This window comes from Streptomyces sp. SCSIO 30461 (assembly GCF_037023745.1).
GTDB lineage: Bacteria > Actinomycetota > Actinomycetes > Streptomycetales > Streptomycetaceae > Streptomyces.
Window position 1 is genome coordinate 6,697,109 of the sequence record NZ_CP146101.1, and the last position, 17,875, is coordinate 6,714,983.

16 protein-coding genes and 2 pseudogenes are annotated in these 17,875 nt (G+C 67.6%); 8 read left to right on the forward strand and 10 right to left on the reverse strand.

The features are described from left to right. Positions 1-438: 438 nt before the first annotated feature. Positions 439-889, reverse strand: a pseudogene (locus V1460_RS30040) (class I SAM-dependent methyltransferase); the annotation flags it as partial. 82 nt (positions 890-971) lie between these two features. Here V1460_RS30040 and V1460_RS30045 point away from each other — a divergent pair. Continuing rightward, positions 972-1,664: pseudogene (locus V1460_RS30045) on the forward strand (GNAT family N-acetyltransferase); the annotation flags it as partial. Positions 1,665-1,802: 138 nt separating this feature from the next. Here V1460_RS30045 and V1460_RS30050 read toward each other — a convergent pair. From V1460_RS30050 to V1460_RS30090, 9 genes are read right to left on the reverse strand one after another with little or no spacing between them, the layout of a single operon-like run. Continuing rightward, positions 1,803-2,453 carry a Sua5/YciO/YrdC/YwlC family protein gene (locus tag V1460_RS30050; RefSeq protein ID WP_338676735.1) on the reverse strand — a complete coding sequence of 217 codons (651 nt, stop codon included), beginning with the start codon at positions 2,451-2,453 and terminating at the stop codon, positions 1,803-1,805. A 3-nt stretch (positions 2,454-2,456) separates the two neighbouring features. After that, the gene (locus V1460_RS30055; protein ID WP_338676736.1) at positions 2,457-3,221 is read right to left on the reverse strand and encodes a phytanoyl-CoA dioxygenase family protein; all 765 of its coding nucleotides are present in this window, start codon (positions 3,219-3,221) and stop codon (positions 2,457-2,459) included. Continuing rightward, the gene (locus V1460_RS30060; RefSeq protein WP_338676737.1) at positions 3,205-4,044 is read right to left on the reverse strand and encodes a creatininase family protein; all 840 of its coding nucleotides are present in this window, start codon (positions 4,042-4,044) and stop codon (positions 3,205-3,207) included. The genes V1460_RS30055 and V1460_RS30060 overlap by 17 nt, the downstream gene beginning before the upstream one ends. After that, positions 4,041-4,838 carry a class I SAM-dependent methyltransferase gene (locus V1460_RS30065; protein WP_338676738.1) on the reverse strand — a complete coding sequence of 266 codons (798 nt, stop codon included), beginning with the start codon at positions 4,836-4,838 and terminating at the stop codon, positions 4,041-4,043. Before V1460_RS30065 ends, V1460_RS30060 begins: the two co-directional genes overlap by 4 nt. After that, on the reverse strand, positions 4,835-5,500 hold the full coding sequence (locus V1460_RS30070; protein ID WP_338676739.1) for an HAD family hydrolase: 666 nt from the start codon (positions 5,498-5,500) through the stop codon (positions 4,835-4,837). Before V1460_RS30070 ends, V1460_RS30065 begins: the two co-directional genes overlap by 4 nt. Further along, entirely contained in the window at positions 5,497-5,943 is a 447-nt protein-coding gene (locus V1460_RS30075) for a hypothetical protein (RefSeq protein ID WP_338676740.1), read from the reverse strand. The genes V1460_RS30070 and V1460_RS30075 overlap by 4 nt, the downstream gene beginning before the upstream one ends. Beyond that, a complete protein-coding gene (locus V1460_RS30080) occupies positions 5,925-6,995 on the reverse strand; it encodes an enolase C-terminal domain-like protein (protein ID WP_338676741.1) in 1,071 nt (356 codons plus the stop codon). The genes V1460_RS30075 and V1460_RS30080 overlap by 19 nt, the downstream gene beginning before the upstream one ends. Further along, entirely contained in the window at positions 6,992-9,037 is a 2,046-nt protein-coding gene (locus V1460_RS30085) for a hypothetical protein (RefSeq protein WP_338678265.1), read from the reverse strand. The genes V1460_RS30080 and V1460_RS30085 overlap by 4 nt, the downstream gene beginning before the upstream one ends. After that, positions 9,037-10,080: a hypothetical protein gene (locus V1460_RS30090; protein WP_338676742.1), complete on the reverse strand. Its 1,044-nt coding sequence runs from the start codon at positions 10,078-10,080 to the stop codon at positions 9,037-9,039. The genes V1460_RS30085 and V1460_RS30090 overlap by 1 nt, the downstream gene beginning before the upstream one ends. Positions 10,081-10,928: 848 nt before the next feature. Here V1460_RS30090 and V1460_RS30095 point away from each other — a divergent pair. From V1460_RS30095 to V1460_RS30125, 7 genes are all read left to right on the forward strand, one after another. After that, a complete protein-coding gene (locus tag V1460_RS30095; protein ID WP_338676743.1) occupies positions 10,929-12,245 on the forward strand; it encodes a helix-turn-helix transcriptional regulator in 1,317 nt (438 codons plus the stop codon). A 107-nt stretch (positions 12,246-12,352) separates the two neighbouring features. Then, positions 12,353-12,793, forward strand: a complete 441-nt coding sequence (locus V1460_RS30100) for a hypothetical protein (protein ID WP_338676744.1) — start codon at positions 12,353-12,355, stop codon at positions 12,791-12,793. Continuing rightward, positions 12,793-12,987 (forward strand): hypothetical protein, encoded by a 195-nt coding sequence (locus V1460_RS30105; RefSeq protein ID WP_338676745.1) that lies wholly within the window; start codon positions 12,793-12,795, stop codon positions 12,985-12,987. The genes V1460_RS30100 and V1460_RS30105 overlap by 1 nt, the downstream gene beginning before the upstream one ends. Before the next feature lie 208 nt (positions 12,988-13,195). Next, the gene (locus V1460_RS30110) at positions 13,196-14,212 is read left to right on the forward strand and encodes a hypothetical protein (protein ID WP_338676746.1); all 1,017 of its coding nucleotides are present in this window, start codon (positions 13,196-13,198) and stop codon (positions 14,210-14,212) included. A 75-nt stretch (positions 14,213-14,287) separates the two neighbouring features. Beyond that, entirely contained in the window at positions 14,288-15,823 is a 1,536-nt protein-coding gene (locus V1460_RS30115; RefSeq protein ID WP_338676747.1) for an amino acid permease, read from the forward strand. A 101-nt stretch (positions 15,824-15,924) separates the two neighbouring features. Next, on the forward strand, positions 15,925-17,265 hold the full coding sequence (locus V1460_RS30120) for a glutamine synthetase family protein (protein WP_338676748.1): 1,341 nt from the start codon (positions 15,925-15,927) through the stop codon (positions 17,263-17,265). Positions 17,266-17,374: 109 nt separating this feature from the next. Further along, on the forward strand, positions 17,375-17,848 hold the full coding sequence (locus V1460_RS30125; protein ID WP_338676749.1) for a hypothetical protein: 474 nt from the start codon (positions 17,375-17,377) through the stop codon (positions 17,846-17,848). Positions 17,849-17,875: the final 27 nt, after the last annotated feature.

Sequence of the window (17,875 nt, forward strand, 5' to 3'; positions counted from 1 at the left end):
CGGTCACCTGCTGGTCACAAAGAGAGTCGAGTCAACGCCACACCCACACCACCGTCAAGAGTCGACAAGACCACTCGCCCTGCGACGCGAACCAGCCCTCATAACGTTGAGCAAGGGCCGAATCGAAGAAAACCGACACACCTAGCCAACAATCCGCCAGCTTGCCCCTTTTGCTAGAACAGCAAAGCAACTACCGGAGGAGTCCAGTCCGGTTCAATTACTCGCCGCGAGCAAACCAAGGTGCTTCAGTGACACAAGTCACTTGCAGAGGATGGTGCGGGTTCCATTCGTCCAACCTCTCCGATCACGGATCGCGCCTTCAAAACCAACGGCCACACCCCTTGCCCATCGAGATCCACCTTCAAACCACCCACGTGACCTCGCCGGCCAGCAGTTCCGGTGACAGACCCGCACTGACGGTGTAGTCCTGCATCAAGGAGTAGCGGGAGATCCCCGCGGCTGCTACCAGACCGCCCGGTACCGCGACCCGGCGAGCCTCCCGGAGGGCCCTGAGGCGGTCAGCGCGATCCGCCAAGTGGTACAGCGGTCCCAGGAGGAGCACTGCGTCAAAGCTGTGGGAGGGAAGGGTCAGGTCGCGGGCATCCCCGAGCTCAGCCGAACACGTCGGTGCGTGCGCGCGGGCCTGTTCCACGTGCTTCGGCACAGGGTCCACGAGCAGCACCTCGTAGCCATCCTCGGATAGCCATCGGGCGTGTGTCCCTGGGCCGCCGCCCACATCCAGCACACGGGCCGGCGCCGGAGGTAAGCGCCTGCGCAGCAGCTCCCGGGTCCGTTCGAACTCCAGGCGGCCCGCCGCGGTAGCGTGCAGCCGGGACGCCTCGTCGTACTCGGTGTAGAAGGCGGTGATCCGCTCATCCATGCTCGTCATGCCTGGCGAGCGTAGGGCTCGGCGAAACGGCCTGTCACCCAGATATCCATGGCTCTGACGTTGTTTCAGCGCAAGACGCTTCTTCGGTCGGCTGGAACGGGCGGGCGAGGTTCGCGCGGCCTTCTTCCGGACCCCACCGCGCCGTCTGTACCTCACGCCCCTCACTCCTGAGGAGGCCGACACCCTCGCCGCCCGCCTGGCTGGTCTCGGTGACCTTCTCCCCGGCGTCAGCGCGGACCACGACACGGCCACCGCTTTCACCGCGGCCTGGCAACGGCACACGGGGGCGACGCCGACGCTCCACAAGCGGGAGCGCCTGTATCGCCTCGGCACGCTCGCATCACCACGGCCGGCCCCAGAGGGCCGGGGTCGAGTCGCGGGCGAGCAGGATCGCGAGCAACTCATGCTCTGGCACAGCGAGTTTGTCGCCGCCATCGGCGGATCCTCCTCTGCGGATGCCGGCTCCTGGGCCGACACACGTATCGCCTCCGGACGCGTCACGTTCTGGGAGGCCCCAGACGGCACCTTGGTCTCCATGGCGGGTATGACCCCGATAGTCGCTGGCCAGATCCGGGTGACCCCCGTCTACACCCCCGCCCATTTGCGCGGTCGCGGTTACGCGGGCGCCGCGACGGTCGAGGTGAGTCGGGCCGCGTTGGCCGCAGGTGCGGCGGAGGTTCTGCTGTTCGCGGACCTGGCCAACCTCACCAGCAACGGCCTCTATCAGCGGATCGGGTACCGCCCGGTCACCGATTTCGCGGTGTACGACTTCTAGACTCGCGGGCGCCACCACGAGAGGTAGAGCCGTTGGTCGTCGCGGCCGAGCTGTGTCAGCTGCAGCGGGCGGGTAGCGCCTACTCGCCCGTGGAGCCGACCTCTCTCCCGGTGGTTCAGGGGGAGAGAGGCCAGGTCGTCAGGCGGTCCGAATCTCGGTGCCGAGCACCGCCGAGAGGGCACGCTGGTGGACGAGCCCCGTGCGCACCAGGCTGGTCTCTGGGGTGAAGCAGTCGACGATGGTCATGTGGTTCGCCGCCGGGCACACTCCGCCGTCGACGATGAAGTCGGCTTCCAGGCCGGAGTCGGCCAGGAAGGCGTGGACCTGGTCGATGGTGATGGCTGGGCCGGGGTCGCTCGGGCTGGCGTCCCCGGAGATGTTCGCTGTAGTGGCCGCGAGAGGGACTTTCACCGCCAACGCGAGGTTCCCAAGGGTGCCGGGGGCGATGGTGACCAGGGCGGGTGATCCGACGGTCGAGTGCTGGGTGGCGTCTTCCGGGTTCTTCCACGGCAGCAGTAGTGCGAGATCACCGGGCCAGAAGGCCGAGGCGAGTCGCTTGGCCTCCGGGCTGAGGACGAAGAGGTCCTTGCAGGCGGCGATGGAGGGGGCTACGTAGGCGAGGGGCTTGCCGCTCGGGCGTCGCTTGCCCGTGATGATGTCGTCGCACGCCTGCGCGTTGCTCGCGTCGGCGCAGACCATGTACCAGCGCCCGGTTGGGACGATGACGAGTCCTCCGCGCTCGATCGCCTGTGCTGCGGCTTCGAGGTCTTCGGATCCGATGACACGCATGGGCTACTCCATTTCGAGGATGGGCTGGGGGATGGCGGTGAGAGGTGGGTAGTCGAGCCACGGATCGCGCAGGGCTTCGAGGCGGCGGCGCGGGTGGTCCGGGTGGGAGAGGCGGAAGTAGGCCATCACCCTGGGAAACGGCGTGAGGTTCCGTCCGACCGAGTGCGGGATGAGGTGGTGCATGAGGAGTACGTCGCCCGGGGAGCCGAGCAGAGGCACGCCCTGCTGTTGGTCGATCTCCGGCGGCACCTGTTCCGTCATGCCGAGGGACCACTGGGTTCGGAACCAGTCCGTCATGGTGCGGTGTCCACCCGGCTGGTAGTGCAGCGCGCCGTCCTGAGCACTGCTTACGTTGGACAGCACGACACCAACGAGGAGCGAGAAGGTGCGCAGTTCCCGCGGATCGAGGTGGGGGCAGGAGACCCCGTCCACGTGCATCGCCTTCTCCGGCTGCATGCCTGGGAACTCCGACTCGGGCACACGGATCTGGATCTGGGCGCTGGCGACGGGGAGAGTGTCCCCGAGGAGGTCGGTGGTGAGTTCGGCGGCCTCCGTGTCCCTGTACAGGGCAAGGATGTCGGGATGGCTCTCGAGTTCGGGGGCGAATGTGCGCTGGTTGTAGGCCGGGATGTCGCTGGGCTTCAGGTCGCGGTACCAGGTATCGATCAGGGAAGTGGCGCGGTGGACGAGCTCGGAGGCGATAAGCCCACGGCGTATGACCACGCCGTCCCGTTTGAACGCGTCCTTCTCTTCAGATGTGAGGGGCATGCTGTCTCCGTAAGGTCTCTGACGTCCTGGGGGACGTGGCCGTGACGATGCGGTCGAGTACGTGCGTGCTGGCGTCGAGCGCCGCGGAGAGGAGCTGCCTACCGACTTCTGGGGTGGCCTTTCTCGGATCGCCGCCTATGACGCCGCCTGTGGAGAGTGCAGGGTCGTCGGAGGTCCAGGGCCAGGTGACGCCGCGGTCGAGTGCGAGGCGGCCGATCGTCCGTCGCTGGCCGGGGTCGGGGAACGACTCGTTCGGTAGGAGGTCCAGTCGGACGCGGTCCGGGTCGAGGGCGAGCATGAGGGCGGTCTCCAGCACTCCGGCGTGAACCTCGGGCAACTCGCTGTTGACCGGGACGCGGCCGACGGCGAGTGCGGCGGGGTGCAGCGCGCAGATGGTGACGCCGTGGGAGTGGCGGAGCTGGTGGACGGCAGCCTCCAGGACGCCGCGGTTGCCGCCGTGGCCGTTGATGAGGAGCACGGACTGGACGCACGTGGACCGGATGTACTCGGTGACGAGTGTGGTGATCAAGGTGGCGTACAAGTGGAGGTCCAGAGTGAGAGTCCCCGGCGTGCGGGCGTGCTCGGGCGACAGGCCGTAGGGGACGGCCGGTCCGACCCAGAGATCGTGCATTCCCAGAACATGGCCGGCCAGGCAGTGCGCGAAGTGCTCGGCGATGACGGTGTCGGTGTCCAGGGGCAGGTGTGGGCCGTGTTGTTCGACTGACCCGAGCGGCAGGCAGAGGACGGACCGTTCGCCGAGCTCGGCCGTCACGCGGGGTGCGGTGAGCGCGGCGAACGCCCGTCTGGTGCTGTCGGTTGTCACCTCCTGCTCCGCCGCCCGAAGCGGATCAGGAACTCGTTCTCCTCGGGGAAGGTGTCGTCCTCACTGAAGTCCGTGAGCCGCTCCTTGACCGTGGTCTCGAATTCCTGCAGGCGGTCGCCGAAGAGGTGGGGCGCGGCGAAGGAGGTGGAGTAGAGGTAGCCGAGGATGCTCTCGGTGGTCCAGGTGCGGTGGACAGGGATCCGGGCTTCTTCGACCTGGTCGAAGGGCGATTCCTCCATGATCTCGCTGTAGGGGCGGTTGTGGTGCTGGAAGGTGCCGGACCCGGCACGGCGCTCCTCACCCAGGAACGTCTTGATGACGTCCCGAACGGCCTCCTTCCAGGGGCTGGTCGACGTCCAGAAGCTGCTGTCGCCGAAGATGGCCACGACGCCGTCGGGTGCGACCTGGTCGTCCAAGCGGGCCAGTACGGCGGCCTGGTCGAGCCAGTGGAACGCGCGGCAGATCGTGACCAGGTCGGCCTTCCAGTCGGCGGGGGGCACGAAGTCCTCGGCGGTGCTCTCGATGAGCGACAGGCGTGTGCCTTCGGGGAGCTTCGGGCGCAGTGCCGATTCCGCCGCGGCGAGCATGTCGGCGTCGTTGTCGATGGCGATGATGTCGTCGAACCGGCCGAGCAACGCCTCGGCCACCAGTCCGGTTCCGGTGCCGACGTCCAGCAGGCGTCGTGGATCGTCGGTCCGGTGCGGGGTGGCCTGATCCAGGGCTGCGGCGACGTCTTCAGGGATGCCGGGGCGGAACTGGCGGTAGTAGCCGGCGGTTCCGGTGAACAAGCTCATGTGACGCTCCGTGGTGCGAGGTGCTGGATGTGGGCGGCTGCCGCCGCCAAGTCGTCGGCGACGAGCACACCGTGGTCAACGAGCAGGGACTCGTCGGGGACCTGCCTTCCGCGCGAGATCCACACGGCACGCGCCCCTACTTTGATGGCACCCACGATGTCGCACGTCCAGTCGTCACCGATGTGGATCAGGCGATTTGGGTCGATGTTGAACTGGTCGGTCACGGCGTGGAAGGCGCGAGGGTCGGGCTTGGTGTGGCCGATGCGGCAGGACGGGAAGAAGTCGCTCACCCATGGGGAGAGGAGTGTGCGCATGCCGTCGGTGTCGGCGTCGACACAGGTCACGTTGGAGAGGGTGACGACGGTCGCCACGGCACTGATCCGGCGCAGGGCCTCGGTCGTACCGGGGTAGAGGCTGAACGGGGCCGGCGGCACATCGCGCGGGAATGTCTCCATCGGCACCTGGATCGCTTCGCAGACCTCGTGCATGAGGGAGTCGGTCAAGGCCGGGCGGGTGTGGAGGCTGGACCGAAGGATCGCGCGGGTGCGTGCGGGAGGAAGCGGCGACGCCTCTACCAGCCGCATTGTCAGGCCGGGGCCGTCGGCCATGCCCAGGGTGCCCCCGACGTCTACCGAGACCAGCAGTTCGGGCCGTGTGGTCACTGGGTCCTCCCCGTGGTGGTCGGCAGCGCGGAGACGACGGCTTCGATTCGGGCCTGCCGGATGTCCGGGGTGGTGGATTCTGAGAGGAACGTGAGGACGTACCGCAACTCCGCTTCGTCGAGCGCGTCGAGTGATCGCCCTTCCTGGTTTGCGGCGCCGTCGAGGTCCGGTGGCACGCTGCGGGGACGCAATCCGTGTGGCAGGCGTAGTCGGCCGTGCCAGTGCTCGCCGTCCGCTGGCGCCGGAAAACCGCTCGTGGGGCGCAGGACGGTGACGTCGTCCAGGGTCAGGATGCGCACGGGGACGGACGAGTCCGCGATGTCGAGGCTTCCGGTGAGAAAGGTGTCGTGGCCGTCGAGTCGCCGCGACAGGCGGAGCAGGGGCCCTTCCGGACTGTGGGCGACCGTGCCCTGGACGGGGACGGTCAGTGGGGCGCTGGGCATGCTGTGCTCCTTGGCGTAGTGCCGAGACCAGGGGTGTACGGCAGGCGGATGCGGCCGATTTCGGGGCGGAGCGGCACCTCGTAGAGGCGTTGGCGCCCTGGCTCCCATCGCAGCCGGTACTCGACAGCCGGGACGGCGTTTGGATAGGCGGCGGCGAGGTGGAGGCCGGGCAGGAGCGAGCGGCCGTGCGGGTATACGGGTACGCCCTGGGCCTGAGCGGCTGGGATGATCTGTGCCGCTCGGGTCAGGCCGCCACATCCGACCGCGTCGAGAGTCAGTGCGCTGGGCCTTATGTAATGGATCAGTCCGGTGGGGTCCTCGTCGCAGTGCGCGCGTTCGCCGACCGCCAGCGGCAGCGACGTTGCCGCGAGGAGTTTGTAGGTGTCCGCGTCGTGACGCGGGAGCGGGTCCTCCAGCCACCGCAGGCAAGCGGGATCGACAGCCTGGGCGAATGCCAGCGCCACCGCCGGCGTCCAGGTGCCGACCGCGTCGACGGCTAGCGGTGTGCCGAGAGCCTCCGAGCAGCATTCGATGGCCTGGGCCATGCGGGTGGCCGCTTCCCGCGACGGAGCGGCCGGGTCGCGGCGGAGCCCCCACTTGGTGAAGCTCCAGCCGCCGGCCATGACGCCGGTCAGCACGTTCGGGCTGTTGATGCTGCTGAGGTCCTGTGTGAGCCAGGAGGCATACGCCGGGATAAGGGGCCGCAGGGACGCCCTGGTGAGGAGCTCGGCCACGCTGCGCTCGGCGAGGCGGCCGTGGAGGTCCCAGACGGCGCAGTCGACCGTGCCGACCGCCCATGAGGCAACCTCGGACGGATGCCTGCGAGCCGCAGCCCTCAGCTCGTCGAGCAGGCGAGCGTGGTCGGCGACCAGCGCGTCCTTCGTCTCGGGGGCCAGTACGTCGTTCACGTAGCGCCCCACGCGTTCCCCGACCGGGCCGTACCAGCCGACTGCGTGCCCGGCGCGGACCGCGACGAAGAAGGTGTCATCTCCGGCTGCCGCGGGCTGCCTCGTCTGGACCACGTGGAGGTCCCGGATGGTCCACGAGGTCATCGGACCACCTCACGGGAGGCAAGGAGGAGGTCGGCAGCCCGGACGACTCCCGACACGTCCATCCCCATGCTGCGGGCGAGATCGTGCTGAGGCATCGGGCCGGCGGGCTCCTGCCAGCCGATGACGTCGACGGGGCGGCGGAGCCTTCCGGCCAAGAGGCCCCACACGGCCGCAGGGTGGCCGAGCGTGAGGACGAGAAGGGGAGCGTGAGCACCGAGATACTGCTCGATCTCGCGATCGCTGAGGCCCCGTGGCCACGTGCTTGGAGCGCCGAGGATCGTGAGGTCCAGCAGATTGACGACTCGGACACGGCACCGGTGGCGATCGCGAATGTGGTCGACGGCGTCCGTGGCCACGGCGGCGGGGATGTCCCCCGCTGTCACGATCGTCAGGTCGGACTCGTCATCGTCGCTGAGGTGCGACCACACCGCGAGACCACGGCTCTGCTCCGCGGCGAGGTAACTCTCCGGGTGGAGGGTGCGGCTGTGCTTGCCGGTGATGACCAGGTTGACGCGGTCGAACGAGTTCAGCGCCTCGTCCAAGGCCGCCGCTGTTCGGACCGGGTCCGCCGGCGTCAGGACACGCACGCTGGGGGCACCGAGGGCGAGCAGGGCGGTGGCGAGGGACGGGTCGCCGTGGGTGTGGACGTTGTGCCAACCGTAGGAGGTCAGAAGGAGGTTGAAGCTGGGCAGCCCCCGGGCGCCGTCGAGGCGCCGTTGCTTGATGTGTCCCACGAGGCTGCTGGTGAGCAAGGGGGCGAAGCTCTCGTATGACACGAGTAGGCCACGTCTCCCGGTGGCGGTCCAGCCGGCGAGCCACTCCAGCAGGACCTCCTCCGCGAGCAGTTCGTGAGCCCACCGCTCACCCGCGAGATCGGAAAGACGGTTGGAGGCCAGTTCGTCAGGGCTGAGCAGCAGGAAGTCGCCTCGTTCTGCGTGTTGCCGGACGATCCCAGTGACTGCGCTTGCGAACGAGACACCGGTGCCCTTCCGCGGGACAGAGGCAGTTGCCGGCCGTGCGGTGGGAAGAGAGCACCAGCGAACCTGGGCGATGGCTTCGGCGAGGGGGCCTCGGCTGTGCCCGTTCGTGTCGAAGAGTTGTGAAGGCCGGTAGGAGGCCAGCCAGTCATTGAGCTGCGACAACTGTTCCGCGTCGGCCCGCGGGTTCGTGAGGGGTGTTTTGTGCAGGGCGGGCGTGCCGAGAAGCGTCTGGCTGCCCAGGGCGACGGGGCCGGTCCATCCCTTGACACAGCGGAGGACGAGAGCTGTGGGCCGATCTCCGAGGGTCGACTCCATGGCGTCCTGTAAGGCGGCTTGAAACGCGGCGTGCTCGGCCTGCGCTCCAGTGGTGACATGAACGATCTCGACGTCCCATCCGAGGCCGGCGAAGTACGCGCGAAGGCGGTTGTCGTCCAGCCGCCCGAGCAGTGACGGACCGCCCATGCGGAAGCCGTTTACGTGCACTACCGGAAGGACTGCGGCGCCGACGAGGCTCGATTGCGCGAGCCAAGCGGCTGCTGTTGTCGGCGTCTCGCACTCGCCGTCGCCGATCACAGGGACGACGACCCTGCCCGAAGCGTCCAGGGCGACTCCTTGGGCGAAGGGCAGACACCCTCCGAGGCGTCCACCGAGGAAAGCGCCAGCCGGCAGCGCCGGGGTGACCTCGGTTCCCAGTCCATCCACGTCGGGGAATGACCGGGAGAGTCGTCGCAGACCATCCGCGTCCGGGCGAAAGTTGGGGCGCAGCCTGCCAAGCTCGCCCGTGAGCCAGGCAGCAGAAAGCTGGACGACGCCCGCGTGCCCGGCTCCGAGTAGCGGCACGAGACTGATGTCCCCATCAAGGGCTCCGGCGGCGAGGGCCAGGTGGGACAAGGCCCACGCAGTGCCCGGCACGGTTCCCCAGTGGCCCGACGGGCGCATCTTCACGTCTTCGGTGATCAGCGGCCGACTGAGCAGGACATTGTTCTGTAGATGGAGTTGGCACACCGAGGCGTAGCAGACGGCTCTCCACAGGACGTCGGCCAGAACGGCAGTGTCCTCCATCACGCGCCGACCAGGGTCTCGTTGGCGAAGGTGAAGTACCACAGCGGGCGGTAACACTCCCACGCCACTGGCCGCAGACCTGAAGGCTTCATGATCTTCTCTATCTCGGCGCGGGCGCGGAGGTAGTACTCAAGGTCCTCGGCGCCCGAGCCGCGCAGGCCCGCCATGATGCGGTTGTGGGCCTGGTAGACCTGGAAGTTGGGGAACTCGGTCACGTACGGCGCCAGTGCCTCGACACCGGTGCGCAGTGCGTCGAGGTCGTCTAAGCCCGCGATGTACGTGAACGAGGTGCCGTGGCCGGCGGCGACTGCCCGCCTCAGCACTTCCGGCATCGACGTGGTGGTCAGTACGGCCTTGCTGGCCTTCAGCAGGAGGTCGCGACGGGTGAAGCATTCAGCGGTAAGCCTGAGCACGAAAGGGCCGACGTCGGCAAGCTGGTCGAACGCCTCACTGGAACGCAGCACTGAAGTGAGGAAACCGAGCCGGGCTTCGATGCCGCATTCGGCGAGCACCGAGCGCAAAGCGCGCAGATGATCGACGGCCGCGGGCTCGCGCTCGAAGCAGCCGGTGGAGACGGTGACCTCTCGGACTTCCGTCAGGTCCCGCCGCGGGTGCTGCTCGCGCAGTGCCGCGAGGAGTTCTCGGAGGTCCTGCTCCTCCGACAGACGCGGGTCTGCCGCCGCTTCCAGTGTATTGGGACAGAAGGCGCAACCCACGCAGCGGCTCCGGGCGTTCGGGTTGAGCGTCAAGGCGGTGCCGGCGTCACGGAAGTAGCCGCCCACCGCCTCGTCAGCGTCGACACGCTCCACTACGCCGACCGGAGATTTCCCCAGCAGCATTTGCCCGTCTTCCATCAGGCGGAAGGGCGACTCGGCAGCGTTCAGCGGGACGATGAGCTGCCAGGGCACTGACCGCGCGCTGTCCAGCCGCACCTGCAAGCGGGCCCGGTGCCGCGGTACCTTCCCGTCGATTCCGTGGAGGTTGATCGCGATGAGCAAGGCGTCTTCAATCGGCACCTTGTACCGCTGCACAAGTCGCTCCACGTCCGCGAGCGTGGACGTCGTATCCGCCTGATTGCTTTGCCGCTGGATAGGGATTGAACCGCTCGTCGGAACGCGAAGCACGCCCTGCGAGCTGTGTTGCTGGGCTGCCATGTGGGGCACCTCCAGTGCGGGAGTAGTGGCTAGGGCAGGGGGATCAGCCGGGATCGCGTGTGGGTGCTGTGGTCCATCAGAAGCTCGTGCGACGGAGCGTGAAGAGACGATTCCACTGGGCGAGTGCGGCGAGCGGACAAAGTGTCCGTAGGAATTCGACGGCAGACCCTTGACAGCAACAGCCCTTTCTCGCATGTGAGTTTCCGGGGATAGTCCACTGTGGCGTCGAGTCGCCTCACCAGTGGCCGCGCCTGGGTCCATTCCCCGCGGCGCCGTGTACCCGGAACCGGGCTGCTTGCCGCTGCCTCCCGCTACCTGGACGGAACGGCCGGCCGCGGGGCGCTCAACCCCAGAACCGCGGACGCGGGACATGCGGACCCACTCGTCACTCAGGTCGAGCAGAACCTTCCTCCGCGGCAGCGGTGCCCCTCGATCGCGAGAGGAGGAGGCTCCACACCCGACGATCATGTGATGCATGCACTTGGCTACCATCTGCAACCAAAGCGCAAGCGCAGGTTTCAAGCACCTTAAGGAAACACGCGGACAATCTGTCCGTAGGTAACTCGTCCGCACTTCTTGACCAAAGAGCGATACCCCTGCTCACTCCGCGCCCGCATCGTCATAAAATGCCGCACTTCAACCACTCGGCCAGCGGCCTTTGAGGGGGGTCGCGGGGGCTCTCCGGCCCGCTCTGCAGCTTCACGCTGCGGCTGCGATGCCATCGGCACTGTCAACAGTTGGCGACCACGGGCGCAGCCTTGGCCATTATCCGTACTCTGATCCGAGTGCTTCATCGCGAAGGGACCGATCCACCGATGAGTGAAAATCAGACGCTGGGAGACCGTCTCCGCATCGCTCGCAGGACGCGGAAGCTCTCCGCCGCTCAACTGGCACAGAAGGTCGCAATCTCGCCGAGCTACGTCCAGAAGTTGGAGTCCGGCGCACGGAAGGCATCGCCCTCGCTGATCTTGGCACTCTCCAAGGCGCTGCACTTTGGCCCTGAAGTCCTCACGGGGCAGCCGTACTACGGGGAGCCCGAGGCCGAGGACGGCATCCACGCCGTGATCCCCGAGTTGCGGCGGATCATGCTTTGCTACGACACCCCCGACGACCTGGAAATAGCCCCCCGCGCACTTCCGGTGCTGGCCTCCGAGGTGGACCAGATAGCGGCACTGCGGCGGGATGCACGCTACGCGCCGATGGGTCCGCTGCTGCCGCCGATCATCACCGAGCTGACGCATGTCGCTCTCGGAGGTCGCAATGGTGACCAGGCCACGGCCTTTTGGCATCTGGCGCGCGCTTACCGAGCCGTGAACTCGCTGGCTCACAAGATGGGCCACCACGACCTCTCCAACACAGCACTGGAGCGGGTTCGCTGGGCAGCGCATCATTCCGCTGACCCACTGATGCAGTTCACCTCCGGGTACTTGGTCGCAGGCGCGATGCTCCGGCAGGGCGCCTATCCGTCGGCTCGGCGCAAGCTGTTGGCCCTGCGAGATGAGCTCGAGCGGTTCCAGCCGGAGCGTTCCTTCACGGACGATGCTCTCGCTGTTGACGGTGCTCTGCTGTTGAAACTCGCGGTGCTGGAAGCTCGGGAGAACAACCCGGAGCGCGCGAACACCTATCTCCAGGAGGCCGGGGAGGTCGCCAGGCTGGCCGGGAACCGCGACTCTCTCGCGTACGAGATGTCGTTCGGCCCGACGAACATCCGCATCCATGAGGTCCATTCGATGATCGACATGGGAGACACGGAGCAGGCTCTGGCTCGACTGGCCGAATGGTCACTCGTCGCGGGGCGCGAATGGGCACCCCCCGCCAACACCGTCGGCGAGCGGTCGAGTCACCACTTCATCGACGTGGCCTCCGCCAAGCTCGCCGTGAATGATCGGGCCGGAGCCTTTGACGACCTCAAGCGCGCACGCAAGGTCGCTCCGAACCACACTCGGTTCCACCCTTCTGCTCGCGAGACAGTATCGGCCCTGCTACGTGTAAGCGCGCACCCGTCCAACGAACTCTCGGCTTTCGGGAGTTGGGTGGGAATTACCACAAGCTGAGCACATGTCAAGGGAGTTGCGCTGAGACTCCCGCGTACAATCTGTCCGCGCACTGCGGTTGCAGAGTGGAATGGTCTCCTCACACATAGTGGTGAGGAGGCCGTTTCATGTCCGACGTCAACCGCGTGACTCCCGCGCTCCCGCCGCGCTGGATGCCCATCAGCGGCGAGCCTGAGCTGTGCTCGGCGGGCGAGTGGTGGGACGTCATACGCGCGGTGGAAGTCGTGGGTCAGCGCGCGATCGAGATTCTCAACGAAGCCGATGAACCGGTAGGCCCGGTGATTCTCGACCCCGGGGGGCCTGAGCCTCGGCTGTACTTTCTGGTTCCGGTGGGCACTGCGGCCCGGTGGAATGAGCCGGGGACCGTTCCACTCGGGCAGAACTGCCACGTCGTCGTACCAGCCTCCGAGAGCACTGCGCCGCCCGGACTGCACTGGCATGTCTTCCCCGGCACTCCGCGCTCCCTGACGCGATCCGCGGCACTGGGGCGCGCTCTCAGCCAAGCGCGCAGGGAGCAGCGCGAATCTGCCGAGGAAGCAGCCCACTGATGGCTCTGAGTATCTCCTTCGTTCTGCTGCTCGGGATCGTCTTTGTCGTTCTTCTCCGAGGCGGTTCGCTGAAGGCGGGCCCTGCGATCGTCAGCGTGCTCTTCGGGTTCTTCCTCGCAAGCACGTCGTTGGCCCCGGACATCAGCCGGCTTGTGTCCGGCGTGGCCGACACGATCGGCCAGATTCGCTTCTAGATAGGTCATCCCTCTTGCCGAAGCGTCTCCCGCTCGCGCCGTTGAGCCATTCGGAGCCGAAGGCCACCTCAACCTGCTGAAGGCCACCCATGACATCCGTACAAAGGACACCGTGCTCGTCACTCCGGGACTACTACATGGCGGCTCTCGTCCCGCGCCACGCCCTGGTCTCACCACTGCGCCATCCCATCCGAAAGGAGGCGGGCTGATGCGCCCCGTGTACCATCCGGCCGGCGCCGACGACGAGTTACGCGTCGCACTGGGGGATCTACAAGCAGTCCGCTGGCTGTCGGCACGCGACATCCTGGCCCGCACAGGGACGCACTGGCCACTGCGGACCTTCCGCACCCAGGTGCTGGCGGTCGCTGCCGCCCGCTCTGACGTGGTTAGTGCATGGCTGGCTGAGGAGCCGGAAAGCTACGACGCCCAGGTGATGCAGGCACGGATCCTCGCTGAACGCGCCCTGCGCGCACATCGCCAGCAATACTCGGCGGTGGCGCACCTCGAAGCCGGGGCGCGTCAGGCGGCACTGCTGGCCGCTCACCGCGCGCCGCAGGATCCCGTGCCGTGGGTGTGCCTGCTAGCCCTTTCGCAGATCGACTCCCGCCAGATGCGGCCAGAGCATCGTGAATGGTCGTCGGAGCCCATGCTTCCGAGCGGGCCTTGGGGGCTGCTGCACAACGTAAATCAGCGTGACCCGTGCAACCGAGAAGCCTTCCACCGGGTGCTGCAGTTCCTTCTCGCCCGGAAGGCTCCCCGGGCCGCGTCGCTGGCCGCGGTCTTTGATTTCGGCAGATGGGTGGCCTCGTGGGCCCCGGTCGGCTCGCCGCTGCTGCTTCTGCCGGTGTACGCGCAGGTAGAGCAATGCCGACAGCAACTGGCGCAGGGGCGGGTCGATCCATTGTGGCGGCGGCAGTGGGTGGAGGAACCAACGCTGACTTCCACGCTCAAAGCCTTCAACGAGTGGTTCCTGAAGAGGGACCCACACTCGCGATCCGTGGCCGACATGAGCCACCTGGCCTCTGCCTTGTGGATCAGCCACAACTTCGTTGAAGCAGCAGAGGTTTTCGCCGCCATGGAGCCTTACGCATCGCGCGAGCCGTGGGGGTCAGTGGCTGAAGGCCCCTCGACACTGGACCGTGGTGAGGCGCTCTTCCTCCGAGCGCGAAGGGAATCGCTGTCCTTCGCCCGCGCCCACGGACCCCGCGTCGCCGCATCTCACTGACGAGCCACCCCTCGGCAAGTCATTGGCATGCACCCGACTTTCACGCCCGTTCCTTTTGATCATGGAGGATGTCCAGTGTTACGAGCACGCCCTGCCCACCGGGGCCGCAGAATCCCGGCCGATGACGCGTTCCTGCGGGAGCTGGGATACGAGCCGGTGCTGACCCGCCGTATGGGCCCGTTCGGCAACTTCGCCATCAGCTTCTCGGTGATCTCCGTGCTGTCCGGTTGCATGACGCTGTACGGCTTCGGGCTCGCAACCGGCGGCCCGGCGGTGATGATGTGGGGCTGGGTCGCCGTCGGGGCCATGGTGATGCTCGTGGGCGCCGGGCTCGCGGAAGTGACGTCCGCTTACCCCACGTCGGGGGCCTTGTACTACCAGGCCGAGCGGTTGGGCGGGCGTAAGTGGGGCTGGTACACCGGCTGGCTGAACCTGCTCGGGCTGCTCGGTGCGATCGCCGGCATCGACTACGGCGCCGCGCTATTCACCGGAGCATTCTTGAATCTGCAGTTCGGCTTCGTCCCCACCCCGGGCAAGATCATGGCGATCTACTTCTGCATCCTCGCGCTGCACGCCGCCCTCAACCTGTTCGGGGTCCGGCTGGTAAGCATCCTGAACTCCGTCAGCGTGTGGTGGCACCTGGGCGGCGTCGCGGTCATCGTAGGCGCGCTGGCCTTGGTGCCGGGCCACCACCAGTCGCCGTCCTTCGTGTTCGGGGAGTTCGTCAACACCACCGGCTGGTCCAGCTCGCTGTACGTGCTGCTGATCGGACTGCTGCTCGCCCAGTACACCTTCAGCGGGTACGACGCCTCCGCGCACCTGTCGGAGGAGACCACCAACGCACAGGTCTCCGCGTCCCGCGGCATCGTGCGGGCGATCGGCTGGTCGTGGCTGGCCGGGTTCGTACTGCTGGCGGGGCTGACATTCGCCATTCAGGACTACGCCGCCACGCAGTCCACCGCGACCGGGGTGCCGCCGGCGCAGATCTTCCTCGACGCGCTCGGGCTCGCCGGGGCGAAGGCGCTGCTGCTGGTCGTGATCGTCGCGCAGTTGTTCTGCGGGAACGCCGAGACGGCCGCTGCGAGCCGGATGGTGTTCGCGTTCTCCCGCGACGGTGCCCTGCCCGGCTCGAGGCTGTGGAGGTACGTGGACACACGTACCGGTACGCCGACCCGCGCGGTGTGGTTGTCGGTGGGTGTGGCCGCGGTGCTGGCGCTGCCGTCGCTGTTCAGCCCGACCGCGTACGCCGCGGTCACGGCGATCAACGTCATCGGCATCACGCCCGCGTACGCCATCCCGATCTACCTGCGGATCCGCAACCGCCACCGTTTCCAGCCCGGTCCCTGGAGCCTGGGCCGTTGGGGTGTGCCGGTCGGTGTGGTCGCCGTGCTGTGGGTGGCGTTCGTGACCGTGTTGTTCTGCCTGCCGCAGACGCGCCCGGAGGTCGGCGTCGTCTCGGTGACGACGTTCAACTACGCGCCCCTGGCCTTGCTGGTCGTCTTGGTGCTGGCCACGGTGTGGTGGCGGGTTGCGGGGCGGGGTTACAAGGTGCCGGCCGCGGCGGCGGATGCTGGCTCGGGCATGGCCAAGCTCCAGGAAGAGGTCGTGTGATGGTTCCTGTGTCCAGTCCGGCCGGATCCTCACCCCCCAGCGGTCCGTCGACCCCTGCTGGCGACATCGCCGCGCCGGTGAGGCAGCGGACGGCCCGTGCATTGACTGTCGAGGAACTTCGCAAAGCCGTCGGGGCCGGTGCGATCGACACCGTCATGCTCGCCGTGCCCGACCTTCAGGGCCGCCTGAAGGGCAAGCGGTACGGGGCGCGGCACTTCCTCGACCGTGTGCTCGACGGCGGCGCGGAGATGTGCGCGTACCTTCTGGCCACGGACGTCGAGATGACGCCTGCCGACGGCTTCGCTCTCACGTCCTGGGCGAGTGGGTACGAGGACATGGTGGTGGTGCCGGACCGCTCGACGCTTCGGGTCCTGCCGTGGATGCCGCGCACCGCGCTCGTGCTGGGCGATGCGGTCGGGCGGGACGAGGAACCCATCGAGGTCGCGCCGCGGCAGGTCCTGCGCCATCAGCTGACCCGGCTGGCCGCCCACGGGCTACACGCCCAGGCAGGTCTGGAGACCGAGTTCGTGCTCTACCGCGGCACATACAACCCGGCCGCTGGCATCGGCCCGGGCGGACTCATGCCGGTGGCTGAGGAGAACCTGGACTACGCCCTCGACCACACGCCGGACACCGACCGGCTCTTCCGGCGCCTCCAGGGCTCGCTGTCCAAGGCGAGCATGCCCGTCGAGGCGATCAAAACGGAAGGCGCCCCGGGCCAGGTGGAGGTCACCTTCCCCCACGGCCCCGCACTGCCGGCATGCGACGCCCACCTCGTCTTCAAGCACGCCGTGCGCACCCTGACGGGCCGGTCCGGCATGACGGCCACGTTCATGGCCTCTCCCCAGACCAGGCTGGCCAGCGGGCTCCACCTGCATATCTCCCTCACCCGCAGCGGCAACGCCATGCTCGCCGGCCCCGACGGACGGCTCTCCGCCACCGGTGAGCAGGCCGTCGCCGGGCTGCTCGCGGGCCTGCCCGGACTCGCCCCGCTGTACGCGCCGAACACCAACTCCTACAAGCGCTATGTGCCCGGTTCCTTCGCCCCCACCTCCATGGCGTGGGGTTGGGACAACCGTACGTGCGCGATACGCGTCGCCGGACACGGGCCGGGACTGCACCTTGAGGTCCGCGTGCCGGGAGCCGATGCGAACCCCTACCTGGCTCTCTCCGCAGCCATCGCGGCGATCATCCACGGCATCGAGCGGCAGCTCACTCCGCCAGCTCCCCGCACCGCCAACGCCTACGAGGCCACCGACGCGCCTCTCCTGCCCCTCACCCTCGATCAGGCCCGCTCCGCGTTCCGGCACAGTCCCGTCGCCCAGGAGGCGTTCGGGAAGGGCGTAGTGGAGCACTACGCCCACCTCGCGCAGCTCGAACTCGACCACCATCGCGGCACCGTCACCGACGTAGAACAGGCCCGCTGGTTCACTCGCGCCTGAATCCATTCGCCGCATCAAGACCAGGCTCCGGCCGGGAGAGCTCTCCCCTCGGCCGGAGCCTGCCCAACCCGCACCGCCACGCCATCGGCCAAATCGGAAGGACCCGGTCATGCCCGCACGGCCCACCAAGGCCGCCTCGCATCCGACGCCCGCCCAGGTCAGAATCGCCAGCAAGCTCGCCCAGGGATTGAGCACCGGCAAAGCGGCAGCCGAACTCGGTCTGTCCGAAGGAACCGTCGCCATACAGATGTCGCACGGGAACCTCCGGGTCGGGGTACGCCACCGTCACGCCCTCATCCACGCCTGCTACGTCACCGACCATCTGCCCCTCCCAGAGCCGATTGCGCCGCCACCCGGCGGAGTCGACGACATCGAGACCAAGATCCTCTGGTCCCTCGCTCTGGACTGCACCTACGCCGAGATCGCACGGCACATCGGTCTACCCCCCGACGCGATGAAGAAGAAGATCCGCGCACTGCGCAAACGCTGGGCAGCCGAGAACGACCCACATCTGATCACGCTCGGATGGAAGTTCGCGGTGCTCAACGCATCCCACGGAACAGGCGGTCGACAGGTCACGTGACCGGTCGGCAGCCGAATGTCCGGGGCC

Coding starts and splice junctions, on each gene's coding strand:
- V1460_RS30105 (WP_338676745.1), top strand. CDS start 12,793: ATGGCTCTGAGTATCTCCTTCGTTCTGCTGCTCGGGATCGTCTTTGTC.
- V1460_RS30055 (WP_338676736.1), bottom strand. CDS start 3,221: ATGCCCCTCACATCTGAAGAGAAGGACGCGTTCAAACGGGACGGCGTG.
- V1460_RS30080 (WP_338676741.1), bottom strand. CDS start 6,995: ATGACCTCGTGGACCATCCGGGACCTCCACGTGGTCCAGACGAGGCAG.
- V1460_RS30110 (WP_338676746.1), top strand. CDS start 13,196: ATGCGCCCCGTGTACCATCCGGCCGGCGCCGACGACGAGTTACGCGTC.
- V1460_RS30100 (WP_338676744.1), top strand. CDS start 12,353: ATGTCCGACGTCAACCGCGTGACTCCCGCGCTCCCGCCGCGCTGGATG.
- V1460_RS30085 (WP_338678265.1), bottom strand. CDS start 9,037: ATGGAGGACACTGCCGTTCTGGCCGACGTCCTGTGGAGAGCCGTCTGC.
- V1460_RS30075 (WP_338676740.1), bottom strand. CDS start 5,943: ATGCCCAGCGCCCCACTGACCGTCCCCGTCCAGGGCACGGTCGCCCAC.
- V1460_RS30050 (WP_338676735.1), bottom strand. CDS start 2,453: ATGCGTGTCATCGGATCCGAAGACCTCGAAGCCGCAGCACAGGCGATC.
- V1460_RS30125 (WP_338676749.1), top strand. CDS start 17,375: ATGCCCGCACGGCCCACCAAGGCCGCCTCGCATCCGACGCCCGCCCAG.
- V1460_RS30065 (WP_338676738.1), bottom strand. CDS start 4,838: ATGAGCTTGTTCACCGGAACCGCCGGCTACTACCGCCAGTTCCGCCCC.